Below are 25,048 nucleotides of genomic sequence, written 5' to 3' on the forward strand. Positions count from 1 at the left end.
TCAGTTCTCCGTTCTGCCGATGCCGCAGCGCTCGAGGAACTCGCGGCGGACGCGGTCGTCGTCGCGCACGACGCCCGCGAGCGAGCTCGTGACGGTGCGCGTGCCCGGCACCTGCACGCCGCGGAGCGACATGCAGAGGTGCTCGGCCTCGAGCACGACGCCGACCCCGTCGGGCTCGAGCACCTCGACGAGGCGGTCGGCGATCTGCCGTGTCAGCCGCTCCTGCACCTGCAGGTCCCGGGCGTACTGCTCGACCACGCGGGCGAGCTTCGAGAGCCCGATGATGCGGTCGCCGGGGACGTAGCCGAGGTGGGCGACGCCGCGGAAGGGCAGCAGGTGGTGCTCGCAGAGGGAGTCGAACGGGATGTCGCGGACGACCACGAGTTCGCCGTAGCCCTCGCCGGGGAAGGTCGTCGGCGAGAACGGCCGCGGCGTCAGGAGCTCGATGAAGGCGTCGGCGACGCGTCGCGGGGTGTCGGCGAGGTGCTCGCTCTCGACGTCGCGGCCGAGCGCGACGAGCAGCGCCCGCACCGCGCGGGCGGCCCCCTCGCGGTCGACGGCACGCTCCGGCGCCTCGTCGGCGGTGACGGCGTGGAGTCTCGGCACCTCGGCCGCCCCTGCGAGTTCGATCGACGTCATGCGCACCTCCCGGGCCCTCGATGCCGAGGCTAGGCCCGCGTGATTCTTTTGTCAATGATTTCTGCATTTAGAGATATGATCGGGCCATGGCCTCCGCAGCGCAGGGCGACGCCGACGCGATCCGGGCGGTCGGCGCCCTCGCCGACCCGATCCGCAGACGCGTCTACCGCATCGTCTCGGCGAGCCGCGACGCCGTCGGTCGCGATCACGTCGCCGAGGTGCTCGGCCTGCCGCGATCGACGGCCGCGTTCCACCTCGACCGCCTCGCGGACGCCGGTCTGCTCACGACCGAGTCGCGCCGCCTGACCGGCCGATCGGGACCGGGGGCGGGCCGACCCGCGAAGCTCTACCGGCGCGCCGACGACGAGATCGCCTTCAGCATCCCGGCCCGGCTCTACGAGCTCGGCGGCGGCGTCATGGCCGAGGCGATCGGCCGAGCCGTCGACGAGGGGGTCCCGGTGCGCGACGCGCTGCGCGACGCGGCCGAACGAGCTGGGCGGCGTCTCGCCGAGGCATCCGGCGACCTCACCGAGGCGCTCGGCGACGCCGGCCTCGAACCGCGCGACGACGGCGGCGAGGGGGTCGTGCTCGGCACCTGCCCGTTCCATCGGCTCGCCCGCGAGAACCCCGGCGTGGTGTGCGAACTCAACCACGCCCTCGTCTGCGGCATGGCCGACTCGACCGGGTCCGACCCCGAACGCGTCATGCTCGACCCCGGGGCGGGCGCATGCTGCATCCGCATCGTCGACGCGCCGCACTGACCCGCCGCCCACACGACTCACAGCCACGTTTCAGCAAACGTCAAGAGAATCGAGCCATGAGCGACGGACCTCGCATTCTCATCGTCGACGACGAGCCCAACATCCGCGACCTCCTCACCACCAGCCTGCGGTTCGCGGGCTTCGCGGTGCGCGCCGTGGGCAACGGCGCGCAGACCATCTCGGCCGTGCTCGAGGAGGAGCCCGACCTCATCATCCTCGACGTCATGCTGCCCGACATGAACGGCTTCGGCGTCACCAAGCGGCTGCGCTCGGCCGGGTACACCGCGCCGATCCTCTTCCTCACCGCGAAGGACGACACCGAGGACAAGATCACCGGCCTCACCGTCGGCGGCGACGACTACGTGACGAAGCCTTTCTCGCTCGACGAGATCGTCGCGCGCATCAAGGCCATCCTGCGGCGCACGATGCACGCCGAGGAGGACGCGGTCATCCGCACCGGCGAGCTCACGATGGACCAGGACACCCACGAGGTGCTCGTCGGCGACGTGCCGGTGGAGCTCTCCCCCACCGAGTTCAAGCTGCTCCGCTACCTCATGCTGAACCCCAACCGGGTGCTGTCGAAGGCGCAGATCCTCGACCACGTCTGGGAGTACGACTTCAACGGCGACGCCGGCATCGTCGAGAGCTACATCTCGTACCTGCGCCGCAAGCTCGACCAGCACTCGGCCGAGCCGCTCATCCAGACCAAGCGCGGGTTCGGCTACATGCTGAAGAGCTCCAAGCCCTGACCCAGCTTCCGCCGCCTAGACTCGGCCAGCCATGAATCAGACGATGTTCGAGCGGTGGAACCGCATCTCGCTGCGCACCAAGATCACCGGTGTGACGGTGCTCATGCTGACGCTCGGGCTGCTCGTCTCGGGCATCGGCACGGCCGCGATGCTGCGCTCGTACGTCGAGGACCAGATGGAGTCGAAGCTCCAGTCGCTCGCCTCGGGCGACGGGCTCACGAAGTACTTCGAGATCGACAGCGACCGGCCCCGGGCGCAGACGAACCTCAACCAGCTCGACTTCAGGCCGAGCGACGACGTCTTCGTCGCGATCTACACCTCGAGCGGCGAGTACCTCCGCAGCAACTGGGAGGACCGGCCCGAGGCCGACTGGCCGCGGATCCCCAAGACGCTCACGCAGGGGAAGGTCACCTCGCTCAACGACGGGGGCTACCGGACGTTCGCCCTCGACGACGACGCCGACGAGCCGACCTTCCGCGCCGTGACGACGCTCGTCACCGCCGACTCGCACGGCACCCTCGTGCCGATCGTGATCGCGATCTCGTCGAAGGACACCGAGCGCCTGCTCGCGGTCTACCTGACGATCTTCTTCGGCTTCGGGCTCGGCGTCGTGCTCGTCGGGGCGCTGCTCACCCGGATGCTGGTGACGAGCACCTTCGCGCCGCTCCGCGAGGTCGAGCGCACGGCCGCCGCGATCGCCGACGGCGACTTCAGCCAGCGCCTCGGCGGCGCCACCCCGAACACCGAGGTCGGCCGGCTGAACCGGTCGCTCAACACGATGCTCAACCGCATCGACCGCGCCTTCCGCGACCGCGCGCGCACGATCGACCAGATGCGCCGCTTCGTCGGCGACGCATCGCACGAGCTGCGCACGCCGCTCGTCTCGGTCCGCGGCTACGCCGAGCTCTACCGCATGGGCGCACTGCAGTCGCCCGAAGAGGTCGGCCAGGCGATGGAGCGCATCGAGAAGGAGGCCATCCGCATGGGCGGTCTCGTCGAAGACCTCCTCGCGCTCGCCCGCCTCGACGAGGCGAAGCCGCTCGAGCTCGCCGAGGTCGACCTGGTTCCGCTCGCCCGCGACGCAGCGCTCGACACGATGGCGGCCCACCCCGACCGCACCGTGACGGTCATCGCCCCCGAGGCCGGCACCGTCGAGGACGCCTCGGAGCCCGTGGAGCTCGCCGTCGACCTCGAGCAGGCCCCCATGCGCTCGACCGGCGCGATCGCGTTCGCCGGCGCGACCCTCGCGCGACTCCGTGGCCGACGACTCGCACCGGCGCCGCGGCGCACCTCTTCGCGCGCGGCCGGACGCGAGGCGCAGCGACGGCGCCAGCTCGACGCCGCCGGCATCGAGCTCGAGGCATCCGCAGCCGCATCGGCCGGCGAGCCGACCGGGCCCGCGCCCACGATGCCGGTGCCCATCGGGTCCGGTGAACCCGCCCCCGTGCAGCGCGCCGTCGTGCTCGCCGAGGAGAACAAGATCCGCCAGGTCATCACGAACCTGATGGGCAACGCGATGCGCTTCACGAACGACGGCTCGCCGATCGAGATCAGGGTGAGCATCGACCCGGCCGACGAGCGGGCAATGGTCGAGGTGATCGACCACGGCGAGGGCATCCCGCCGCAGATCCGCGAGAAGATCTTCCAGCGGTTCTGGCGCGCCGACACCTCGCGCACGCGCGAGACCGGGGGCTCCGGTCTCGGGCTCGCGATCGTCTCGTCGATCGTCGCGGCCCACAACGGCAGCGTCGACGTCGTCGAGACGCCCGGCGGCGGCGCGACCTTCCGCGTCATGCTGCCGCTCGCCGGTTCCGCCGCCGCTCCGCAGTCGATCTCCGAGGCCTGAGCCGCGGACCCGTCCTCGACAGCCGCCGACGTGCGCCGTCAGTGCACGACGGCAGCGGACTCGCGGTTCCGAGCGGACGCGCCCGCCTAACGTTCGGGAAGACACCGAACGAGAGGACTCCCATGAGCAGCTATCACGTCGACGCCGACCAGGTCTCCGCCGCGACCCAGACCGTGCAGGGCACGATCGGGCGCATCCAGTCCGACGTCGCGGCGCTCATGTCGCAGCTCACCGGGCTGCAGTCGTCGTGGTCGGGCCAGGCGTCGTCGGCCTTCCAGGGCGCGGTCGCCGACTGGCGGGCCACGCAGTTGCAGGTCGAGCAGAGCCTCGTCGGTCTCAATCGCGCACTCGGGCTCGCCGCGGCGCAGTACGCCGACGCTGAGCAGTCGAACGCCCGGCTCTTCCTGCGCTGAGCCGGGCGCATTCCCGGCGTCGGTGCCACGTGCCCGAGACCGGGTCCATGACGAACGAGACACCGCTCGACCTGTCGCCGGCGGACGCCCGGCGGGCGGACACGACGAAGGGCGCCTCCCGGGGGAGGCGCCCTTCGCGCATTTCGTGCGGACTGCTTAGAAGTCCATGCCACCCGTGGGGTCGCCGACCGGAGCCGGGTTCTTCTCGGGCTTGTCGGCGACGACGGCCTCGGTCGTGAGGAAGAGGCCGGCGATCGACGCGGCGTTGAGCAGCGCCGAGCGGGTCACCTTCACCGGGTCGTTGATGCCCGCGGCGAGCATGTCGACGTACTCGCCGGTCGCGGCGTTGAGGCCCTGGCCGACCGGGAGGTTGCGCACGCGGTCGACCACGACGCCCGGCTCGAGGCCGGCGTTGAGGGCGATCTGCTTGAGCGGGGCGTCGATCGCGACGCGGACGATGTTCGCGCCGGTCGCCTCGTCGCCCGAGACGTCGAGCTTCTCGAAGGCGGTCTTGCCGGCCTGGATGAGCGCGACGCCACCACCGGCGACGATGCCCTCCTCGACGGCGGCCTTCGCGTTGCGGACGGCGTCCTCGATGCGGTGCTTGCGCTCCTTGAGCTCGACCTCGGTGGCCGCGCCCGCCTTGATGACGGCGACGCCGCCGGCGAGCTTGGCGAGGCGCTCCTGGAGCTTCTCGCGGTCGTAGTCGGAGTCGGTGTTGTCGATCTCCTTGCGGATCTGCGCGACGCGGCCGGCGATGGCCTCCTCGTCACCGGCACCCTCGACGATGGTCGTCTCGTCCTTGGTGATGATGACCTTGCGGGCCTGGCCGAGCAGGTCGAGGGTGACGTTCTCGAGCTTGAGGCCGACCTCCTCGGAGATGACCTGGCCGCCGGTGAGGATCGCGATGTCCTGGAGCTGCGCCTTGCGGCGGTCGCCGAAGCCGGGAGCCTTGACGGCGACCGACTTGAAGATGCCGCGGATCTTGTTCACGATCAGGGTCGCGAGCGCCTCGCCGTCGACGTCCTCCGCGATGATGAGCAGCTGCTTGCCGGTCTGGATCACCTTGTCGACGATGGGCAGCAGGTCCTTGATGTTCGAGACCTTGCTGTTGACGATCAGGATGTACGGGTCTTCGAAGACCGCCTCCTGACGCTCGGGGTCGGTGACGAAGTACGCCGACAGGTAGCCCTTGTCGAAGCGCATGCCCTCGGTCAGCTCGAGCTCGGTGCCGAAGGTGTTCGACTCCTCGACGGTGACGACGCCCTCCTTGCCGACCTTGTCGATCGCCTCGGCGATGAGCGCACCGATCTGCTCGTCGGCGGCCGAGATCGAGGCCGTGGCGGCGATCTCTTCCTTCGTCTCGACGTCCTTCGCGTTCGCGAGGAGCTCGGCCTCGACGGCCTGGACGGCCTTCTCGATGCCGCGCTTCAGCGAGATGGGGTCGGCGCCTGCGGCGACGTTGCGGAGGCCCTCGCGGACGAGCGCCTGAGCGAGGACGACCGAGGTCGTGGTGCCGTCACCGGCGACGTCGTCGGTCTTCTTCGCGACCTCCTTGACGAGCTCGGCGCCGATCTTCTCGTACGGGTCGTCGAGTTCGATCTCCTTGGCGATCGAGACGCCGTCGTTCGTGATCGTGGGGGCGCCCCACTTCTTCTCGAGCACGACGTTGCGGCCGCGCGGGCCGAGGGTCACCTTGACCGCGTCGGCGAGCGTGTTGAGGCCGCGCTCGAGGCCGCGGCGGGCCTCTTCGTCGAAAGCAATGATCTTTGCCATGTGTGTCTCTCGTCCCTTCTCGGACGTCTTCAAAGATTCGTGGTTTAGCACTCAAAACGAGTGAGTGCTAAGACGATTCTGGCACTCTCGTGCTGGGAGTGCAAGCGAGCACCGGACCCTTCCGCACGCTCGCGGCGAACACCCGCCGCTGCGTGCGCGGCGGTCCGAGACCTCCCGGATGCCTCGTGGCCGGCGCCGTTCAGGGCGCGAACTTCACCGAACCCGACTTCGGCACGAGTTCGATCCAGGTGTTGCCCGGCGCGAGCCGAAGCGGCGACCCGTCGTCGGCGGTGAGCACGATCGGCGCCGCCTGCGAGTCCTTCTTCCAGGTTCCGTGGGCGGTGCGCCCGGCGCTCGAGACCCACACCTCCCCCGAGCCGACCATCACCGTCTTCGGCACCTCGCCGTATCGCCAGTCGATGCCGACCCGCATCGTGACGACATTCGTCGCACGGACGCGTTCGCCGCCCTCCTGCGTGTCGGCCCGCCCCTCCTGCGAGCGGAGCCAGCTCGAGGTGCCCGCGTCCCAGTCCCACGAGGGGTTTCGGGCATCGGAGAACACGAGCGCGATCTTCGAGGTCGGTGCCGCCTTCAGGGCGGGGTCGGCGAGCGGGTCGGCCGTGCCGTACGCGAACTGCACCGGCGGCGGATCGAGCTTCGCGTTGCGCCCGACCGCCTCCTTCGAGCGCAGGATCACGTCGTGCGGTCCCGGCCGCTCGTCGGCGCGGTGGAAGAGACCGGTGTCGTCGTAGTCGAACACGATGTTCTTGAGCGGGGTCGCCATCATCATCGCGACGAACTGGTCCTGCCCGCCCGAGTACGCGATGATGCCGCCGAGCGGCGTCACGATGTCGGGATCCATCGGCCGGATCGACCGGACCGGTCCCACGCTGTCCGGCACGTCCGAGTGCCAGACCGCGACGTAGCGGGTGATGCCGCCCTCGACGAGCTCCTCGAAGACGAGGTCGGTGCGGTTGAGCGCGATCTGCGGCCGCGCCTCCTCGTGGTCGTCGATCTTGACCGCGAGCGACGGGTGCGCGGGCGCCGCGGGGTCGGTCGTGGTGCCGCGCAGCGGCGAGAACGAGACCGCGACGGGCTGCGACGTCCCGACCGGCCGCGGTTCGGCCGACGGCGTCGGCGCCTCGGTCGGTTCGGGCGGTGACGACTGGCACGCCGCGGTGACGAGCACCGCCGCGGCGAGCACGAGGACGGCGATCGCACGTCTCGCGCCCGGGCGGACCCCCTTGACCATGCCGTCATCGTAGCCATCGCCGGGCTTCGCCGGCCGGGATGCGGCCCGGGACACGCCGCGCCCGCCGCACGTCGCCGGGTCGCGCGACGAACCCCACGAACACCGAACGCGCCGCCGATCGGCGACGCGTTCGGGACGCTCGGATGACGCTCAGGCGGGACGCACCGCCTCGGCCTGCGGCCCCTTCGACCCGGTGCCGACCTCGAAGACGACCTGCTGGCCCTCTTCGAGCACCTTGTACCCGGCCATGTCGATGGCCGAGTAGTGGACGAAGACGTCCTGGCTGCCGTCGTCGACGGTGATGAAACCGTATCCCTTTTCAGCGTTGAACCACTTGACGGTTCCGTTCGCCATGCGTTGCTCCCATAACTGCAGTGTGTCGATCAGCACGTGCCTGTCGCCTGTACCGGGCCGGCTCAGTCGATGCACTGGCACGAGCCCCGAGGGGGCGCCTGCACAGCGCGGGCGCGAGCGACCAATTCCAGATACTCACAGACCCGACATCCCGCGCACAAGGGGTCCGATGCAACGAATGGTCGCAGAATGGCAACGATTCGCGGGCGATCAGCCGGCGGACGCCTCCGCGTAGTCGGAGCCCAGGACGAGGACGAGCGGCGTGCCCGTCTCGGCGAAGCTCTCCGACAACCGGACGTCGGCTTCCGGCAGGAGTCCGGCGACCCCGCGCGCCGCGCCCTCGAGGTCGGGTGTCGCATAATAGACGACCGTCTCCGTGATGTCGTTCTCGCTGGCGTTCGCGGTGGCGCCCACCGTGACCCCGCCGGCCGTCAGCGTCTCGCTCGCCTTCGCCGCGAGGCCCGCCGTCGAGGTGCCGTTGAGCACCGTCACCGGCACCGGTGCGATCGTCGGCGGGGCCGTGGCGGCGGGCGACGCCGACGCCGTCGCAGCGGGCCCGCCGCCCGAGATGTCGAGGCGGTCGTTGAAGATCATGACCCCCGCGATGCCGATGCCGGCGAGCACGACGGTCGCGAGCGCCGCCCAGCCGAACCTGATCCACTTCGCACCGCGGCGGGCGGGAGCGCGATGCGCGCCGACGCGGTCGATGCCGTGCGGGATCGAGTCGAAGCGGTCGCGGGGGAACTTCTGCGCCATGGGGTCCAGATCGGGGTCGGGGCCGGCTCAGTCGAGCGGTCGGCCGAGGGAGAGCGAACGTTGCGATCTCGCCGCGCGGCGTGCGGACCGCAGGCGTTGCAGTCGCTTGACGAGCATCGGGTCGTGGCGCAGCGCCGCCGGCGAATCGATGAGCTCGCCGAGGATCCGATAGTAACGGGCGGCCGAGATGCCGAACTCGTCGCGGATCGCCTCGGCCTTGCGGGCCGGCTGCTGCCACGCGCGCGCCTCGAAGGCGAGCACGCGCAACTGGCGATCGTCGAGCGGGGCGTCGTCGGGGCGGTGCGGCACGCGCTCGGCGCTCATCCGGTCCTCCCGTCGCGCGAGCCGGGCGGCCCGCCTGCAGCACATCCTAGGCAACGCTCGCCGAGAGGCCGCCGCATGGCGGCGTGTGTCACCGCGGAACAGCCGGGCCGCTCGCGGCGTTGCATCCGATGTCGTCGCCGCCCCTGAGAACTGCGACGATGGAACCGACCCCGTGAACGAGAGGAGCGCCCATGTCACACCCGGTGCAGAAGAGCGATGAGGAATGGCGCGCCGAGCTCGACCCCGCACGGTACTCGGTGCTCCGTGAGGCCGCGACCGAGCGGCCGTGGTCGGGCGAACTGCTCGACGAGGAGCGCGCCGGCGTCTACACCTGCGGCGCATGCGGTGCCGAGCTCTTCAAGAGCGGCACCAAGTTCGACTCGGGGTGCGGCTGGCCGAGCTTCTACGAGTCGGTGCGGCCCGAGGCGGTCGAGCTCATCGAGGACCGCACCCTCGGCATGGTGCGCACCGAGGTCCGCTGCGCGGCGTGCGGCTCGCACCTGGGGCACGTCTTCCCCGACGGGTTCGGCACGCCGACCGGCGACCGCTACTGCATGAATTCGCTCGCGCTCGGCTTCACGCCCGAGCAGTGACGACGGATCCGGCACGCCGGGCGGCGCTCCTGCGCCGCTCGGCACCCAAGGTGACGGAGGCCGCGCCCGACGACGCCGAGCTGCTCGTGCTGCTCGAGGCGGCGGAACGGGTCGCCGATCACGCGGGCCTCCGTCCGTGGCGGACGATCGCCCTGCGCGGCGACGCGCGGAGGCGGCTCGGTGCCGCACTCGTCGAGGCATCCGGTCTCGACGGCGCGGCCGCCGACAAGCTCGCGGCCAAGCCGTTGCGCGCCCCGCTCCTCATCGCGCTCGTCGTGCGCCGCACCTGGCACCCGAAGGCTGCCGACTGGGAGCAGGACGCCGCGGCGGCCGGCGTCGCGCACATGCTGAGCCTCCTGCTCGACGAGGCCGGCTGGGGCGTCATGTGGCGCACCGGGCCGTATACGAGGCATCCGGCCGTCGCCGACATGCACGGCCTCGCGCCCAACGAGCAGCTGCTCGGCTGGCTCTACGTCGGCGGCCGCGACGGCGAACGGGCGCCGAGGGGCCCGGCCAGGCCGCCGCAGTTCAGCTCGATCGATTGACCGCGTCGGGGCGCTCGACGACGTCGGAGCGGTGCCGGTGGCGCGACCACCGGATCGATGCGACCGCGACCGCGGCGAGCGCGAGGAGGGTGCCGCCGATCGTCGCCGCGTCCACGGCGCGTCCGGTCGGCAGGAAGAGGTCGAGCGCGAGCGCGCCCGCGAGCTGTCCGGCGACGCCGCACAGCGCGAGCAGGAGCACGCCGACGACGCGCACGACGAGCGCCTGGCCCGCGATGAAGATGCAGCCGATCGCCCCGCCGGCGTAGAGCCACGGTTCGGTCGGCAGGCGTTCGGGCCAGCCTGCGGCGACGCCGTGCACGACCGCCGCCGCGACGAGAGCGACGGTGCCGACCGCGAAGTTCACGAACGCCGCCGTCAGCGCGCTCGACGCCTCGGCCTTGACGCGGCCGTTGACGGCCTGCTGCCACGAGACGGCGAGGCCGGCCGCGAACGGCAGCAGCATGACGACGAACGGCACGTCGTGGGCGAGCTGCGCCGAGACGGCCCAGGCGATCGCCGCGAGGGCGAGGACCGCGCCGAGCACCCGGGTCGGCGAGAGCGGCCTCCTGCCGCCCGGGCCGAGGCCCGCGAGGTCGAACACGATCCCGCCGATCGTCTGGCCCGCGACGATCGCGACGGTGAACATCGCGACGCCGAGGAGCCCCGCCGACAGGCCCTGGGTCGTGACGAACCACGCACCGCTCAAACCGCCGAGCACCATCCACCAGGCGAGCCGGCGCGCGCCGAGCGCGGCGATCACCCGCCGGAGGCCGACCCGACCCGGACGCCACACGCAGAGGGCGACGGCGAGGATCACGAGCCCCGACCCGAACGAGATCGCGGCGGCCGTGAACGCGTCGTCGAGGTCGGCCGCGAGCGCGCCGTTGACCCGCGACTGCAGGGCCGTGAACGCCCCGAACACGATCGCCAGCGCGATGGCGATCCAGCGCGGCATGCGGGTGCGTTCGGCGTGCTGGTGGTGCTCGTGCACGTCGGCGGGATGCTCGGTCAAGAGCCGACTGCGGGACTTGAACCCGCAACCCCCGTATTACAAGTACGGTGCGCTACCAATTGCGCCAAGCCGGCATGGCCCGACCGGTGCGGGCCCCGACAATCCTACTCGGAGCCCGGCCGCCGGTGCGCGGAGACGACGAAGGCCCGGCGACGCGCGCCGGGCCTTCGTGCGATCGCGATGGGTCAGCCCGCGGGCGTGGGCGTCGGGGTGGGCGACGGGGTCGAGTTCGACTCCGAGAACGCCTCGCCGGTGGCCTGCAGCACGAACGACTGGAACTCGGCCGGGTCGGTGAGCGAACCCTGGTACTGCTTGCCGTTCACGAGCACCGTCGGGGTGCCCTTGATCGACTCGAGCTCCGAGTTCGGCACGGGCTGGGTGAGCGCGCGGGTCGTCGCCTCCTGCACCCACGACTTGAACTGGGTCTCGTCGATGCACTTCTCGATCGTCGACGTCGACTTGGCACCCGACTGCGACACGAACTCCTTCAGCTGGTCGTTCGTGAGGCCGTCGCTGCCCTCCTCGGGCTGGTTCTCGAAGAGCAGCGCGTTGAAGTCGAGGAACGCCTCGGGCGAGGTGTCGGCGACGCACGCCGCCGCGTTCGCGGCGCGCAGCGAGTACTGGGTGCCGTTCGATCGGTTCGTGAGGATCGCGAGCGGGTGCACCTCGAGCGTCGCCGCCCCCTGCTCGACCATCGTGCTGATCGCTTCGCCGTTCGTCGTCTCGAACTGGCCGCAGAAGGGGCACAGGTAGTCGACGTAGACGACGATGTTCGCGACCGTGCCGCTGTCGTCCTGCTCGGTCGGCTTGGGCGTCGCACCGGCTGCCAGCGCCGGGGTGTCGACCGGCGTGATCGTGCCGTCGGCCCCCGTGAGCACGATGCCGTCGCTCGCCATGTTGGCGGGGCCGGGGCCGGCCGGCTTCACGCTGTTGAAGATGAGCGTGCCGACGAGCGCCGCGATCGCGATGACCGCCACGATGATTCCGCCCTGGATCAGCACCTTGTTGCGGCGGTCGCGCTTCTTCTGCGCCTCGCGGAGCTCGCGCGCCTTCTCGCGCGCGGCCTCCCGCTGCTGGTTACGGGTGGGGCGTGGCTGGTTGGATCCGCCGTTGCTCATCGATGGTCACTCCGGTCGCTGTGTGGGCACGCCGAAACAGGGGGGCGCACGTGAACACGATAGTAGGAACGGCATCTGGGAATCACCCGAACCCCGGCTGGACATCGCGACGACGGTCCGGCGGTCCGCCCCGAGAGGTCCGTGCGAGGCATCCCCGCGAATTCCTCCGTGGTCGGGAGCCTCTGCCGCGCGTGCGATACTGAGGAGGCGTCACCGTCGACGCGCTTCCATTCACAACGGATCGTCCGGCACGTACCTGCCGGTGAAGGAGAGAAATCAACATGGCGTCAGTCACGTTCGACAAGGCCACCCGCCTCTACCCGGGCGGCACCCGCCCCGCGGTCGACCAGCTCGACCTCGAGATCGCCGACGGCGAGTTCCTCGTGCTCGTCGGCCCGTCCGGCTGCGGCAAGTCCACGTCGCTCCGCATGCTCGCCGGCCTCGAAGAGGTCAACGACGGCAACATCTTCATCGGCGACCGCAACGTCACCGACGTCCCCCCGAAAGACCGCGACATCGCGATGGTCTTCCAGAACTACGCGCTCTACCCGCACATGACGGTCGCCGAGAACATGGGCTTCGCGCTCAAGATCGCGGGCGTCGGCAAGGACGAGCGCGCTGCGCGGGTCCTCGAGGCCGCGAAGCTGCTCGACCTCGAGCCCTACCTCAGCCGCAAGCCGAAGGCCCTCTCTGGCGGCCAGCGCCAGCGCGTCGCGATGGGCCGCGCGATCGTTCGCCAGCCCCAGGTCTTCCTCATGGACGAGCCGCTCTCGAACCTCGACGCCAAGCTCCGCGTGCAGACCCGCACCCAGATCGCGTCGCTCCAGCGCCGGCTCGGCGTCACGACCGTCTACGTCACGCACGACCAGACCGAGGCGCTCACGATGGGCGACCGCATCGCGGTCCTGAAGGACGGCCTGCTCCAGCAGGTCGGCACCCCGCGCGACCTGTACGAGAAGCCGAACAACGTGTTCGTCGCCGGCTTCATCGGCTCGCCCGCCATGAACCTGTTCCACGCCGACCTCGTCGACTCCGGCGTCAAGTTCGGCACGGCTGTCGTTCCCGTCGACCGCGACGTGCTCGCCGAGGCCAACGGGGCTGTCGCCACGATCGGCGTGCGCCCCGAGGACATCGTCGTGTCGGCGACCCCGGGCGAGGGCCTCGAGGTCGACGTCGACCTCGTCGAGGAGCTCGGCGCCGACGGCTACCTCTACGGCCACTCGACCGTCGAGGGCAAGCGCACCGACATCGTCGCGCGCGTCGACGGCCGCCTGCACCCGAACGCCGGCGACAAGGTCTACCTCACCGCGACGCCGAACCACGTGCACCTCTTCGACGCCGAGTCGGGCGACCGCCTCGGCAACAAGGCCGTCGTCAGCTGACGCGCCTCACGACGATCGATGCCGGTCGGGCCCTCGGCCCGGCCGGCATCGTCGTCTCCGGCGGCGCCCCGCCCGAGGCATCCCGTTTCTGCAACCGCCGCAGGGCTGCAAGGATCGACATATGAGCGGTTCCCTCTCGATCACCTCGGCCATGACCGACCCGGCGCTCCTCGATCTGCCGTGGGACCTCCCGCTCGAGTCATGGCCGTCCGACGCGATCGCCGCGCTGCCGAAGGGCATCTCGCGGCACCTCGTGCGCTTCGCCCACCTCGGCGGCCACGTCGTCGCGATCAAGGAGACGACCGCCGAGATGGCGCGGGGCGAGTACGAGATGCTGCGCACCCTGCAGCGGCTCGAGATCCCCTGCGTCGAACCGGTCGCGGTCATCACGAACCGCACCGACGACGAGGCCGAGGAGCTCAAGCCCGTGCTCGTGACGCGGCACCTGCGGTTCTCGCTGCCGTACCGGGCCCTGTTCTCGCAGACGCTGCGACCCGACACCGCGACCCGGCTCGTCGACGCCCTGGCGGTGCTGCTCGTGCGGCTCCACATCGTCGGCTTCTTCTGGGGCGACGTGTCGCTCTCGAACACGCTCTTCCGCCGTGACGCCGGCGCGTTCGCCGCCTACCTCGTCGACGCCGAGACCGGCAAGCTCTTCGAGGGCGGCCTCTCGAACGGCCAGCGCGAGAACGACCTCGAGATCGCGCGCGTGAACATCGCCGGCGAGCTGCTCGACCTCGAGGCCGGCGGCAAGGTCGCCGACGAGCTCGACCCGGTGCGCATCTCGAACGGCATCGTCGACGCCTACCGCAAGCTCTGGGGCGAGCTCACCGGGCCGGAATCGTTCCCCGGCGCCGAGCGCTGGCGCATCACCGAACGCGTCAACCGCCTCAACGAGCTCGGCTTCGACGTCGAAGAGCTGGCGATCAAGACGGATGCCTCGGGCACGACGGTCCGCATACAGCCGAAGGTCGTCGACGCGGGCCACCACCAGCGGCGCCTGCTGCGCCTCACCGGCCTCGACGCGGGCGAGAACCAGGCCCGCCGGCTGCTCAACGACCTCGACTCGTACCGCGCGGCGTACGGCAAGGCCGACCTCGACGAGGAGATGGTCGCGCACGAGTGGCTCATGCGGGTGTTCGAGCCGGTGGTCCGCGCCATCCCGCTCGAGCTGCGCCGCAAGCTGGAGCCGGCCGAGGTGTTCCACCAGCTGCTCGAGCACCGCTGGTTCATGGCGCAGCGCGCCGGACACGACATTCCCCTCGCCGAGGCCGTGACCTCGTACGTCAACGAGGTGCTGCGGCACCGCCGCGACGAGGCGACCGTGATCGACCCGCCGACCGGATCGATCACGGCGGCGATGGACGTCGTGCCGACCGAGACGGCTGCGATCAGCGCGATCGACCCCGACGACGAGGACGACTGGCGGCTGAAGGTCTGACGCACGGGCGTCGCGCCCGCGGGTCGGCGCCCGCGGGGGTCGGCGCCCGTGGGTCGGTCGCGCGGCGGCGCGCTCGCTACTCGGCGGCGCGCAGCTTCGCGATCTCGTAGAGCGTGACCGATGCGGCGATGCCCGCGTTCAGCGACTCGGTCGAGGCGCTGATCGGGATCGACACGATCGCGTCGCACGTCTCGGCGACGAGGCGCGAGAGCCCCTTGCCCTCGCTGCCGACCACGATGACGATCGGGCGATCGGCCCAGCTGAGGCCCGGCAGCGACACGTCGCCGTCGCCGTCGAGGCCCAGCACGAAGACACCGCGCTCCTTGAGGCTCTTGAGCGTCTGCGTGAGGTTCGCGGCCATCGCGACGGGCACGCGAGCCGCGGCGCCCGCGGAGGTCTTCCACGCCGCCGAGTTCACGCCGACCGAACGGCGCTGCGGCACGATGACGCCCTGGCCGCCGAACGCGCCCGTCGACCGCAGGATCGCGCCGAGGTTGCGCGGGTCGGTGACGCCGTCCAGGGCGACCAGCAGCGGCGTCTCGTCGCGGGCGATGACCTCGTCGAGCAGTTCGATCGGGTGGGCGTACTCGTAGGGCGGCACCTTGAGCGCGAGGCCCTGGTGCACGCCGCCGTCGCCGGCGAGCCGGTCGAGCTCGGGCCGCATGACCTCGAGGATCGGGATGCCGCGGTTCGTGGCGAGCTTGACGGCCTCTTTCACCCGGTCGTCCATCTCGACGCGGGCGGCGATGTACAGCGTCGTCGCGGGAATGCGGGTGCGCAGCGCCTCGACGACCGAGTTGCGGCCCGTCACGATCTCCGACTCGTCGCCGGACTTGGCGCGGCGCGATGCGCCCGAGGCGCCGCGGGGCGCGCTCGCGCCCCGGCCCTGACCTGCGACCTTGCCGGCCGGCTTGCCCTTGCCGCCGGCCGCGGCGTAGCGCTCCTGCGCCGCCTTGCGCTTGCCGGCGGGGTGCCAGGCGCGATCCTCCGCCTTCGGGGTCGGGCCCTTGCCCTCGAGCGCCTTGCGCCCGTGCCCGCCGGTGCCGACCTGCTTGCCCGCCGCGCCCTTGCCGCCCTTGCGTACGGCTCCGGCGCGTGACTTGCCGCTGCTGCCCTTCATGATCCCAAGCTCCAATGCGTGCCGGTCTGACTGTCTTCGATGGTGATGCCCGCCTCGGCGAGCTCGGTGCGGATGCGGTCGGCGGTCGCCCAGTCCTTCGCGTCGCGCGCTGCGCGGCGGTCGTCGATGAGGCGTTCGACGAGCGAACCGAGGGCGGATGCCGCGGGGCCGGCGTCGGCCGTGGCCCAGTGCGGGTCGCGGGGATCGATGCCGAGCACCTCGACCATGGCGCCCACCTGCCCGTGGGCGACGGCGGCGTCGTGCAGTTCTTCGTCGTCGAGCGCCTGGTTGCCGGCGCGCACCGTGTCGTGCAGCACGGCGAGCGCCTGCGGAACGCCCAGGTCGTCGTCCATCGCCGCGGCGAACGCTTCGGGGACCTCGGGCGCGCCGACGCCGACGAACCGGGTGCCGGCGAGTCGGCGTTCGACGCGCTGCAGGAACGTGCGGATGCGATCGACGGCGGCCTCGGCCTCGGTGAGCGAGCCCGGCGAGTAGTCGAGCGTCGAACGGTAGTGGGCCTGCCCCAGCAGGTACCGCACGGCGAGCGGAGAGGCGAGGCTCAGGAGCTCGGCCGCGTAGACCGAGTTGCCGAGCGACTTCGACATCTTCTGCCCGCCGATGTTCACGAGGCCGTTGTGCACCCAGTAGCGCGCGAACGCCTGGCCGGCCGCGGTCGACTGGGCGAGCTCGTTCTCGTGGTGCGGGAAGCGCAGGTCGAGGCCGCCCCCGTGCACGTCGAACTCGTCGCCGAGGTAGCGCGCAGCCATCGCCGAGCACTCGATGTGCCAGCCGGGCCGGCCCACGCCCCAGGGCGAGCGCCAGCCCGCGGACTCGGGCTCGCCGGGCTTGCGTCCCTTCCACAGGGCGAAGTCGCGGGGGTCGCGCTTGCCGCGCGGGTCGGCGTCGGCCGCGGCCTCCATCTTGTCGCGCGACTGACGCGTGAGCTCGCCGTAGGCGGGCCAGCTCGAGGTGTCGAAGTACACATCGCCCGAGTCGTCGGCGGCCGGATAGGCGTGCCCCGATTCGATGAGGCGGGCGATGAGCTCCTGCATCTGCTGCACGCTCGCCGTCGCCCGCGGCTCGTACGTCGGCGGCAGGATGCCGAGCTGCGCGTAGCCCGACGTGAACTCGAGCTCGATGCGGTAGGTGAGGGCCCACCACTCCTCGCCCGAGCCCTGCAGCTCGCGGTGCGCGGCGTCGAGGATCTTGTCGTCGATGTCGGTGACGTTGCGCACGAAGACGACCTCGTTGCCGCGATAGGCGAACCAGCGCCGCATGATGTCGTAGACGAGCGCACTGCGGAGGTGCCCGATGTGCGGGCTCGACTGCACCGTCGGACCGCAGACGTACATGCCGACGCGCCCCTCGCGGAGGGGCACGAAGTCGCGCAGCGCCTGGGCCTTCGAGTCGTAGAGTCGCACGGTCACCCGCCAAGCCTACCGGCGGGGGGCCCGAACGTCGTGCGGCTCAGGCGGGCAGGATGAGCGCGGTCGCGATCGCCGCGACCCCCTCGCCGCGCCCGGTGAAGCCGAGCGCGTCGCTCGTCGTCGCGGCGACGCTCACGGGGGCGCCGAGCACGCGGGAGAGCAGCGCCTCGGCCTCGGCGCGACGCGGCGCGAGCTTCGGCCGGTTGCCCACGACCTGCACCGTGACGTTGCCGATGACGAACCCGGATGCCTCGACGAGGCGCCGCGTCTCGGCGAGGAATACCTCGCCGTGGGCGCCGGCGAAGCGCGCGTCGGCCGTGCCGAAGATCTTGCCGACGTCGCCGAGGCCCGCGGCCGCGAGCAGCGCGTCGCAGATCGCGTGGGCCGCGGCGTCACCGTCGGAATGGCCCGAGAGCCCGCGCTCCCCCGGCCACTCGAGCCCGGCGAGCCACAGCGGCGTGTCGTCCTGCCCGAACGCGTGCACGTCGGTGCCGGTGCCGATGCGCGGCACCGCGGCGCTCCTGCCCCGGGCGGCCGCCGCGGCGGCGCCGGCCGGGTGCGGCTCGGCGAGCAGCTGCTCGGCGCGGCGCAGGTCTGCGGGCACCGTGATCTTGAAGGCGCGCACGTCGCCCGGCACGGTGTCGACGACGAGCCCGGTCGCTGCGACGAGCGCCGCATCGTCGGTGTGTTCGGCGTCGGCCGTACGGTAGGCGTGGTCGAGCGCCCCGCGCGGGAACCCCTGCGGGGTCTGCACCGCCCGGAGCTCGGACCGGTCGATCGTCTCGACCACCGACCCGTCGGCGACGCGCTTGATGGTGTCGACGACTTCGAGTGCCGGCACGATTCCGTGACCCCGGGCGCGCACCGCGGCGGCGACCTCGTCGAAGACCGGTGCGGGCGTGAGCGGCCGGGCGGCATCGTGCACGAGCACCGTGTCGACGCCAGCGGCGACGACCGCGAGGCCCCGGGCCACGGAGTCCTGCCGGCTCGCACCGCCCGCGACGACCTCGAGCGGAGCGCCGGCGGCCGCGACGACCGGGGCGAGCCCGCCCCGCACCTCGTCGACCCGGTCGGCGGGGGCGACGACGACGATCGCCGGCGTCTCGCGCATGGCGAGCACGCCGGCGATCGCGGTCGAGAGCACCGTGCCGTCGCCGAGCGGCACGAACGCCTTCGGCTCGGGACGGCCCAACCTCGTGCCGCTTCCTGCGGCGACGATGATGACGGCGGTGCGCGGGGTGCTCATGGGATGAGCGTAGCCGCGACCCCGGTGGCCTCGATACGGCGCTGCGCGCCTACTCGACCGACCGTGACGTCAGGAGGCGAGGACCTCGTCGAGGACGGTCGACGCCGCCTCTTCGTCGGTCTTCTCGGCGAGCGCGAGCTCGGAGATCAGGATCTGGCGGGCCTTCGCGAGCATGCGCTTCTCACCGGCCGAGAGGCCGCGGTCCTGATCACGGCGCCACAGGTCGCGCACGACCTCGGACACCTTGATCACGTCGCCCGAGGCGAGCTTCTCGAGGTTCGCCTTGTAGCGGCGCGACCAGTTGGTCGGCTCCTCGGTGAACGGCGCGCGAAGCACCTCGAAGACCTTGTCGAGGCCCTCTTTGCCGATGACGTCGCGCACGCCGACGAGGTCGACGTTCTCGGCCGGAACCTCGATGACGAGGTCGCCCTGCGTGACGTTCAGCTTGAGGTAGAGCTTCTCTTCACCCTTGATGATCCGTTTCTTCACCTCGGTGATCGTTGCGGCTCCGTGGTGGGGGTAAACGACGGTTTCGCCAACCTCAAAAAGCATGAATAAAAGTCCTTTCGGCAACTTTCAGGATATCACATTCGTGATCGTGCTAAGGTTCGCCTCCCCTTCCACGCCGGCCTCCTGCCGTGCGATATGCTCGGAGTCGATCGCGCGCGCCATCTGGGCGCGCGTGCGCACGCTCGCACTTGGAGGTTCTGTGAAGGCGCGTCTCGCGGCATCAGCTGCTCTGGCCCTCGGCATCGCGATCGGCGCGAGCGGCTGCTCGATGCTGACCTATCAGGCGACGACCGAGCCGTACGACGCGAGCGACGGCGTCGGGGTCAACGTCGGCGACCTCCACCTCCGCAACGTGCTCGTCGTGAGCGACGACGGCGTCGACGGCACCCTCGTGCTGACGATCGTGAACGACGGCGCCGACGACGTCGAGCTCGGTGTCCAGGTCGCCGACGGCGAGACGCAGACCATCCCGGTCGACGCGGGCGCCACGGTCGCCTTCGGCGTCGCCGACGAGGACCAACTCGACGTCGTCCCGCCGCTGGTCCTCGAGGGCATCGACACGAAGCCCGGCGCGCTGCTGCCCATCTACTTCCAGTACGGCTCGGCCGAGGGCATCGAGAAGGAGGTCCCCGTGCTCGACGGCCGCCTGCCCGAGTACGCAGGCCTGCTTCCGGCCGAGGTCGCCGTCGAGGACGTCGCGACCGAGGCGCCGACCGCGGGCTGACCCCACCGACGACGACGGAGGGCGGATGCTTCGGCATCCGCCCTTCGTGCACCCGGGCGAGCCGCCCGGAGCGGGTCAGCCGGGGAAGGTGCTCGCGACGCCGCCGAGGAATCCGACGAGGAACATCACCGTCGCGGTGACCGCCGCGATGACGCAGATGCCGATGCCCACGAACGCGGGCCACTTCGGGCGCGGACGGAAGATCGCGATCACCGACACCGCGAGTGCGGCGATCAGCAGCACTCCCCCGACGAACTCGAACAGGATGCTCGGGCTGGCCACGCCGACCAGGGCGAGCACCCCGAGGCCGATGCCGAGGTACCCGAGCACGTTGTGGCGCCGAGGCCGCTCTCCTGCGCTCGGTTCGGGCGTGGTCGTGCGTTCGGTTCCGTCGGCAGGGGCGTTGGCGGTCATCACCCGATCGTCGCAAACGCCGCTCGCCCGGTGCAAGGGCGCGACGCCGGCGGCACACGGGCCATGCGGGTCGGCCTAGCCCTCGAAGCGGTAGCCGAGCCCCCGCACCGTCACCAGCTGGACGGGCTCGGAGGGCTGCACCTCGATCTTCGAGCGGATTCGCTTGATGTGCACGTCGAGCGTCTTGGTGTCGCCGAAGTAGTCGGACCCCCACACGCGGTCGATGAGCTGGCCCCGCGTGAGCACCCGCCCGGGATTGCGCATCAGCAGCTCGAGCAGCTCGAACTCCTTCAGGGGCATCGGCACCTGGACGCCGTCGACCTCGACCGTGTGCCGGTCGACGTCCATGCGCACGCGCCCGCCCTCGAGCACCGACTCGTCGAAGTCCTCGATCTCGGTGCGTCGGCGGAGCACGGCACGGATGCGGGCGAGCAGCTCGCGCGTCTTGTACGGCTTCGTGACGTAGTCGTCGGCGCCGAGCTCGAGCCCCACGACGATGTCGATCTCGGAGTCCTTCGCGGTCAGCATGATGATCGGCACCGACGAGCGGTTGCGCAGCTCCCGGCACACCTCCGTGCCCGGCAGGCCCGGCAGCATGAGGTCGAGCAGCACCAGGTCGGCGCCTTCGCGGTCGAACGCCGCGATCGCCGAAGGACCGTCGGCGGCGACCTCGACCTCGTAGCCCTCGCGCTCGAGCAGGAAGCTCAGCGGGTCTGAGAGGGCGATCTCGTCTTCGACGAGCAGGATGCGGGTCACTGGTGTTCTCCTCGGTCGGATGCTGCGGCCTTCGCAGCGTGTCGGCGCGCGCCGGCGCCACTCGCCGGAGGCTCCGCGGATCGCGCAGCATCGGCGCCGGCCGGTTCGTCGACCGGCGGCAGCTCGGCGAGCGGAAGCCGGATCATGAAGGTCGACCCGCGCCCCGGCTGCGACCAGACGCGCACGTCGCCGCCGTGGTTCTGAACGGTGTGCTTGACGATGCTGAGGCCGAGGCCCGAACCGCCCGTGTTGCGGGAGCGGGCCTGGTCGACCCGGTAGAACCGCTCGAAGACGCGCTCGAGCTCGTCGCCGTCGATGCCGATGCCCTGGTCGGTGACGGCGATCTCGACGGAGCCGTCGACGATCTTCGTGCCGACCCCCACCCTTCCGCCCTCGTTCGAATACGCGATCGCGTTCGCGACGAGGTTGTGCACGGCGACGACCATGAGGGCCCGATCTCCGTAGACCTTCGCCCCGGTCGCGGCCTTGACCGCCATCTCGACGCGCTTGCCGCCCGCGACGACCCGGTTCTGGTCGACCGCCGACGCCACGACCTCGTCGACGTCGACGAGGGAGTCGGGGCGCAGCGCGTCGCGCGCCTGAAGCCGGGACAGCTCGATGACCTCGCTCGTGATGTGCGCGAGCCGCGTCGCCTCGACCGACAGGCGGCCCGCGAAGCGGCGCACCTGGTCGGGCTCGTCGGCGGCCTGGTCGAGCGCCTCCGCGAGCAGGCTCACCGAGGCGATCGGCGTCTTCAGCTCGTGGCTGATGTTGGCGACGAAGTCGCGCCGCACCTCATCGAGCCGGTGCGCTTCGGTGCGGTCCTCGGCGAGGAGCAGCACGAACCGGGCGCCGAGCCGGGCGACCCGCACCCGGAGGCGCATCGTCGCCTCGCCCTGTGCGGACCTGGCGACCGCGAGCTCCTCGGCGATCGGCTCGCCCGAGCGGCGGACCGCGGCCACGAGCTCGATGAGTTCGGGATGCACGAGCGCCCGCTGGCGCACGAGCCCCATCGCGAGCGCCCCGGGCGAGGCGCGCAGCACGTTGTTCGACGGGTCGAGCACGATCCCGGCGGACTCCAGCACCTCGAGCACCTGGTCGACCCCGTCGGGGATCGTCGGTGCCACGACCTTCGCGGCGCTCGAGCCACGGCGCTCGGCCATGTGCAGCACGACCATGAAGGCGGCCCCGAGGAACAGGCCGAAGGCGAGCGCGGTGAGCACTGCCCAGGTGGAATCCATGGCACCAGACTAACGACGCCGCAACGGCCCGATTCGCCGTCTCGCCCGCCGTGGAGCGGTACGTTGGTGAGTGTTCAGCCAACCGGCACCTGTTGTTCACCTGCGCCGGAGAAGATGGCGCGGAGCCGGAATCGACCCGGCCGGTTCGTGCTGTGCGCGCGGCCGATGAGAGACAGAGGTATCCCGAACATGCGTGAGGTGTTCCAGCAGGAGCTGGCCGAGGTGCAGGAACGACTCGTCGAGATCGCCGACCTCGTCGCCGTTTCGATCGACAAGGCGACCCGGGCGTTCAACGAGTCGGACGTCAGCCTGGCCGAGGAGGTGATCGCCGACGACGACAAGATCGACCAGGCGGCCGTCGAGCTCGACGAGCTCGCGATCACGATCCTGGCCCGCCAGCAGCCCGTGGCGCGCGACCTGCGCATCGTCGTGAGCGCACTGCGCATCAGCGCCTCGCTCGAGCGCATGGGCGACATGTCGACCCACATCTCGCAGCTCGCCCGCTACCGGTTCCCCGACAAGGTCGTGCCGAAGTCGCTGCGCCCGACCTTCGCCGAGATGGGCCGCCTCGATGTCGAGATCGCCCGCCGGCTCGTCGAGCTGCTGCGCACCGAAGACGTGCACCTCGCCGAGGAGATCCGCAACGAGGACGACAAGGTCGACGCCCTGCACCTCTCGGTGTTCGACAAGGTGCTCGGCGAGAAGTGGAAGGGCGAGACGGTCGACACGGTCGACGCGACCCTCGCGAGCCGCTACCACGAGCGCTTCGCCGACCACGCCGTGTCGATCGCGAAGAAGGTGCAGTACCTCGCGACGGGCGACTGGGACCCGGAGAAGTCCGCACTCTGAGTGCGACGCGGACCTGACGAGGGGGATGCCGGGCGGCATCCCCCTCGTCATGTCCCAGCGGCTCGCGCCTACTTCTTGCCCTGCGCGGCGACCGCGGCAGCGCCGGCTGCAGCGGCCTCGGGGTCGAGGTACTCGGCCGGCTTCGTCGGGCGGAACTCGTCGTCGAGCTCGTACACGAGCGGGATTCCGGTGGGGATGTTGAGCTCGGCGATGTCGTCGTCGCTGATGCCGTCGAGGTGCTTCACGAGGGCGCGGAGCGAGTTGCCGTGCGCGGTGACGAGCACGGTCCTTCCCGCGGCCAGGTCGGGGACGATGCCCACCTCCCAGTACGGCAGCATGCGCGCGATCACGTCTTTCAGGCACTCGGTGCGGGGCAGCTCGTCGTCGCTCAGCGCCGCGTAACGCGGGTCGCCGACCTGCGACCACTGGGCGTCGTCGGCGAGCGCGGGCGGCGGCACGTCGAACGAGCGGCGCCAGAGCTGGAACTGCTCGGGGCCGTACTTCTCGAGCGTCTCGGCCTTGTCGAGCCCCTGCAGCGCGCCGTAGTGGCGCTCGTTGAGGCGCCACGTGCGGCGGACGTCGATCCACGCGCGGTCGGCGACGTCGAGCGCGATGTTCGCGGTCTGGATCGCGCGCGTGAGCACCGACGTGTGCAGCACGTCGGGCAGCACGCCGTGCTCCGCGAGGAGTTCGCCGGCGCGCGCGGCCTCGGTGCGGCCGAGCTCGGAGAGTCGCACGTCGACCCAACCGGTGAACAGGTTCTTCTGGTTCCATTCGCTGTTGCCGTGGCGGAGCAGCACGAGGGTGTGAGGCATGCGAACAGCCTACCGGCGAGGCATCCGGCGCCCCGTCGCGTGAAGCGCGATGACCGGATGCCTCGCCGAGTGCCTGACAGACTGGAGGCATGCCCGACGCCTCGCCCCACCCCCGGCGCCTGCGGCCCGGACAGCGCGTCGGCACCGTGACCCGCGGCACCACGAACGCGAACCGGCTGCGCCGCGTCGACCGGTGGATCGCGGCGCACCCCGCCCTCGTGCACGCGACCGACCCGTTCGTCGTCGACCTCGGCTACGGGGCGAGCGGCGTGACGACGCTCGAGCTCGCCTCGCGCCTCGTGCACGTGCGACCCGACGTGCGCGTGCTCGGCCTCGAGATCGAGCCCGAGCGGGTGCGCGTCGCCCGCGAGCAGCTCGAGCGGGTGCGCGCAGGCGACGCCCACTTCGACCCGGGTCTCGACGTCGGCTTCGCGGTCGGCGGGTTCGAGGTGCCGACGCCGGGCGATCGCCGACCCGTCGTGATCCGTGCGTTCAACGTCCTGCGGCAGTACGACGAGTCCGACGTCGCGGGCGCCTGGGCGCACATGACCGCGCGCCTCGCTCCCGGCGGACTCGTGGTGGAGGGCACGTGCGACGAGCTCGGCCGCGTAGCGAGCTGGATCGGGCTCGGCGGCGACGGGCCGCGCACCTTCACGATCAGCCTCCGCCGCTCGGGGCTCGAGAACCCCTCGGTCGTGGCCGAGCGGCTGCCGAAGGCGCTCATCCATCGGAACGTCCCCGGCGAGCCGGTGCACGAGCTCCTCGCGGCACTCGACGCCGCGTGGCGGATGCATGCCCCCCTCGCGGTCTACGGGCCCTCCCAACGTTGGATCGCGATGGTCGCCACCCTGCGGCACGAGGGATGGCCCGTGATCGGCGGTCCGCGCCGGAGCCGGCTGGGCGAGCTCACCCTGCCGTGGGCAGCGGTCGCACCGCGCTGAGTTCGGGCCCGAAACGCCCGTTCAGGGGCCCTTTCAGAGTGCCT

General features: G+C 71.3%; 27 protein-coding genes and 1 tRNA gene. 11 read left to right on the forward strand and 17 right to left on the reverse strand.

From position 1 onward, the window contains the following. A complete protein-coding gene (gene folE, locus ACWGPE_RS08555) occupies positions 1–639 on the reverse strand; it encodes a GTP cyclohydrolase I FolE (protein ID WP_231430261.1) in 639 nt (212 codons plus the stop codon). Between the two features lie 86 nt (positions 640–725). Between folE and ACWGPE_RS08560 the strand changes: the two genes are divergently transcribed. From ACWGPE_RS08560 to ACWGPE_RS08575, 4 genes are all read left to right on the forward strand, one after another. Beyond that, positions 726–1,400 carry a helix-turn-helix transcriptional regulator gene (locus tag ACWGPE_RS08560; RefSeq protein WP_452048502.1) on the forward strand — a complete coding sequence of 225 codons (675 nt, stop codon included), beginning with the start codon at positions 726–728 and terminating at the stop codon, positions 1,398–1,400. 56 nt (positions 1,401–1,456) lie between these two features. Next, a complete protein-coding gene (locus tag ACWGPE_RS08565) occupies positions 1,457–2,149 on the forward strand; it encodes a response regulator transcription factor (protein ID WP_022894322.1) in 693 nt (230 codons plus the stop codon). 31 nt (positions 2,150–2,180) lie between these two features. Continuing rightward, positions 2,181–3,995 (forward strand): sensor histidine kinase, encoded by a 1,815-nt coding sequence (locus ACWGPE_RS08570; RefSeq protein WP_452048503.1) that lies wholly within the window; start codon positions 2,181–2,183, stop codon positions 3,993–3,995. 122 nt (positions 3,996–4,117) lie between these two features. Continuing rightward, positions 4,118–4,408 carry a WXG100 family type VII secretion target gene (locus ACWGPE_RS08575; protein ID WP_452048504.1) on the forward strand — a complete coding sequence of 97 codons (291 nt, stop codon included), beginning with the start codon at positions 4,118–4,120 and terminating at the stop codon, positions 4,406–4,408. Between the two features lie 156 nt (positions 4,409–4,564). Here the strand turns inward: ACWGPE_RS08575 and groL are convergent, their stop codons facing one another. The 5 genes from groL to ACWGPE_RS08600 all read right to left on the reverse strand — a co-directional run bounded on the left by groL (position 4,565) and on the right by ACWGPE_RS08600 (position 8,870). Beyond that, positions 4,565–6,184, reverse strand: coding sequence for a chaperonin GroEL (gene groL, locus ACWGPE_RS08580; protein WP_231430257.1), 1,620 nt, complete (start codon positions 6,182–6,184; stop codon positions 4,565–4,567). A 199-nt stretch (positions 6,185–6,383) separates the two neighbouring features. Next, complete coding sequence (locus tag ACWGPE_RS08585) at positions 6,384–7,436, reverse strand: DUF3048 domain-containing protein (RefSeq protein WP_275505548.1); 1,053 nt, start codon at positions 7,434–7,436, stop codon at positions 6,384–6,386. Positions 7,437–7,586: 150 nt separating this feature from the next. Further along, a complete protein-coding gene (locus ACWGPE_RS08590; RefSeq protein WP_231430255.1) occupies positions 7,587–7,790 on the reverse strand; it encodes a cold-shock protein in 204 nt (67 codons plus the stop codon). Positions 7,791–8,000: 210 nt separating this feature from the next. Then, positions 8,001–8,546 (reverse strand): LytR C-terminal domain-containing protein, encoded by a 546-nt coding sequence (locus tag ACWGPE_RS08595; protein ID WP_231430254.1) that lies wholly within the window; start codon positions 8,544–8,546, stop codon positions 8,001–8,003. Between the two features lie 27 nt (positions 8,547–8,573). After that, entirely contained in the window at positions 8,574–8,870 is a 297-nt protein-coding gene (locus tag ACWGPE_RS08600) for a DUF3263 domain-containing protein (RefSeq protein ID WP_231430253.1), read from the reverse strand. Between the two features lie 191 nt (positions 8,871–9,061). Between ACWGPE_RS08600 and msrB the strand changes: the two genes are divergently transcribed. Both msrB and ACWGPE_RS08610 read left to right on the forward strand, forming a co-directional pair. Continuing rightward, positions 9,062–9,463, forward strand: a complete 402-nt coding sequence (gene msrB, locus ACWGPE_RS08605) for a peptide-methionine (R)-S-oxide reductase MsrB (RefSeq protein WP_231430252.1) — start codon at positions 9,062–9,064, stop codon at positions 9,461–9,463. After that, positions 9,460–10,008, forward strand: a complete 549-nt coding sequence (locus ACWGPE_RS08610; protein ID WP_452048505.1) for a nitroreductase family protein — start codon at positions 9,460–9,462, stop codon at positions 10,006–10,008. Before msrB ends, ACWGPE_RS08610 begins: the two co-directional genes overlap by 4 nt. Here the strand turns inward: ACWGPE_RS08610 and ACWGPE_RS08615 are convergent. The 3 genes from ACWGPE_RS08615 to ACWGPE_RS08625 form a co-directional block, all read right to left on the reverse strand. Next, positions 9,992–11,020, reverse strand: coding sequence for a DMT family transporter (locus ACWGPE_RS08615; protein ID WP_376931313.1), 1,029 nt, complete (start codon positions 11,018–11,020; stop codon positions 9,992–9,994). The genes ACWGPE_RS08610 and ACWGPE_RS08615 overlap by 17 nt on opposite strands. Position 11,021: 1 nt before the next feature. Beyond that, positions 11,022–11,094, reverse strand: a tRNA-Thr gene (locus tag ACWGPE_RS08620). A gap of 111 nt (positions 11,095–11,205) precedes the next feature. Further along, the gene (locus tag ACWGPE_RS08625) at positions 11,206–12,138 is read right to left on the reverse strand and encodes a DsbA family protein (RefSeq protein ID WP_231430249.1); all 933 of its coding nucleotides are present in this window, start codon (positions 12,136–12,138) and stop codon (positions 11,206–11,208) included. A gap of 281 nt (positions 12,139–12,419) precedes the next feature. Here ACWGPE_RS08625 and ACWGPE_RS08630 point away from each other — a divergent pair, with 281 nt between their 5' ends. Further along, on the forward strand, positions 12,420–13,520 hold the full coding sequence (locus ACWGPE_RS08630) for an ABC transporter ATP-binding protein (protein WP_231430248.1): 1,101 nt from the start codon (positions 12,420–12,422) through the stop codon (positions 13,518–13,520). Between the two features lie 121 nt (positions 13,521–13,641). Next, the gene (locus tag ACWGPE_RS08635) at positions 13,642–14,961 is read left to right on the forward strand and encodes a DUF4032 domain-containing protein (protein ID WP_231430247.1); all 1,320 of its coding nucleotides are present in this window, start codon (positions 13,642–13,644) and stop codon (positions 14,959–14,961) included. Positions 14,962–15,037: 76 nt separating this feature from the next. Here ACWGPE_RS08635 and rlmB read toward each other — a convergent pair whose 3' ends face one another. The 4 genes from rlmB to ACWGPE_RS08655 all read right to left on the reverse strand — a co-directional run bounded on the left by rlmB (position 15,038) and on the right by ACWGPE_RS08655 (position 19,306). Beyond that, positions 15,038–16,081 (reverse strand): 23S rRNA (guanosine(2251)-2'-O)-methyltransferase RlmB, encoded by a 1,044-nt coding sequence (gene rlmB / locus ACWGPE_RS08640; protein WP_275505544.1) that lies wholly within the window; start codon positions 16,079–16,081, stop codon positions 15,038–15,040. Then, the gene (gene cysS, locus ACWGPE_RS08645) at positions 16,078–17,508 is read right to left on the reverse strand and encodes a cysteine--tRNA ligase (protein WP_452048506.1); all 1,431 of its coding nucleotides are present in this window, start codon (positions 17,506–17,508) and stop codon (positions 16,078–16,080) included. The genes rlmB and cysS overlap by 4 nt, the downstream gene beginning before the upstream one ends. A 40-nt stretch (positions 17,509–17,548) precedes the next feature. Further along, entirely contained in the window at positions 17,549–18,754 is a 1,206-nt protein-coding gene (ispD, locus tag ACWGPE_RS08650) for a 2-C-methyl-D-erythritol 4-phosphate cytidylyltransferase (protein ID WP_452048507.1), read from the reverse strand. 69 nt (positions 18,755–18,823) lie between these two features. Next, on the reverse strand, positions 18,824–19,306 hold the full coding sequence (locus ACWGPE_RS08655; RefSeq protein WP_022889889.1) for a CarD family transcriptional regulator: 483 nt from the start codon (positions 19,304–19,306) through the stop codon (positions 18,824–18,826). 157 nt (positions 19,307–19,463) lie between these two features. Between ACWGPE_RS08655 and ACWGPE_RS08660 the strand changes: the two genes are divergently transcribed. Next, entirely contained in the window at positions 19,464–19,988 is a 525-nt protein-coding gene (locus ACWGPE_RS08660; protein WP_452048508.1) for a hypothetical protein, read from the forward strand. Between the two features lie 75 nt (positions 19,989–20,063). Here ACWGPE_RS08660 and ACWGPE_RS08665 read toward each other — a convergent pair whose 3' ends face one another. The 3 genes from ACWGPE_RS08665 to ACWGPE_RS08675 form a co-directional block, all read right to left on the reverse strand. Continuing rightward, entirely contained in the window at positions 20,064–20,402 is a 339-nt protein-coding gene (locus tag ACWGPE_RS08665; RefSeq protein ID WP_275505542.1) for a hypothetical protein, read from the reverse strand. 75 nt (positions 20,403–20,477) lie between these two features. After that, positions 20,478–21,158: a response regulator transcription factor gene (locus ACWGPE_RS08670; RefSeq protein ID WP_231430241.1), complete on the reverse strand. Its 681-nt coding sequence runs from the start codon at positions 21,156–21,158 to the stop codon at positions 20,478–20,480. Then, positions 21,155–22,399, reverse strand: a complete 1,245-nt coding sequence (locus ACWGPE_RS08675; RefSeq protein ID WP_231430240.1) for a sensor histidine kinase — start codon at positions 22,397–22,399, stop codon at positions 21,155–21,157. Before ACWGPE_RS08675 ends, ACWGPE_RS08670 begins: the two co-directional genes overlap by 4 nt. Positions 22,400–22,588: 189 nt before the next feature. Between ACWGPE_RS08675 and phoU the strand changes: the two genes are divergently transcribed. Beyond that, positions 22,589–23,248 (forward strand): phosphate signaling complex protein PhoU, encoded by a 660-nt coding sequence (phoU, locus tag ACWGPE_RS08680; protein WP_231430239.1) that lies wholly within the window; start codon positions 22,589–22,591, stop codon positions 23,246–23,248. Positions 23,249–23,316: 68 nt separating this feature from the next. On the opposite strand, the gene ACWGPE_RS08685 is transcribed toward phoU, so the two are convergent. Beyond that, positions 23,317–24,063: a phosphoglyceromutase gene (locus ACWGPE_RS08685; RefSeq protein ID WP_231430238.1), complete on the reverse strand. Its 747-nt coding sequence runs from the start codon at positions 24,061–24,063 to the stop codon at positions 23,317–23,319. Positions 24,064–24,152: 89 nt separating this feature from the next. On the opposite strand from ACWGPE_RS08685, the gene ACWGPE_RS08690 reads away from it, so the two are divergent. Then, positions 24,153–25,004: a class I SAM-dependent methyltransferase gene (locus tag ACWGPE_RS08690; protein ID WP_275505538.1), complete on the forward strand. Its 852-nt coding sequence runs from the start codon at positions 24,153–24,155 to the stop codon at positions 25,002–25,004. Positions 25,005–25,048 lie beyond the last annotated feature (44 nt).

It is taken from the genome of Agromyces sp. NPDC055658, from assembly GCF_053618155.1.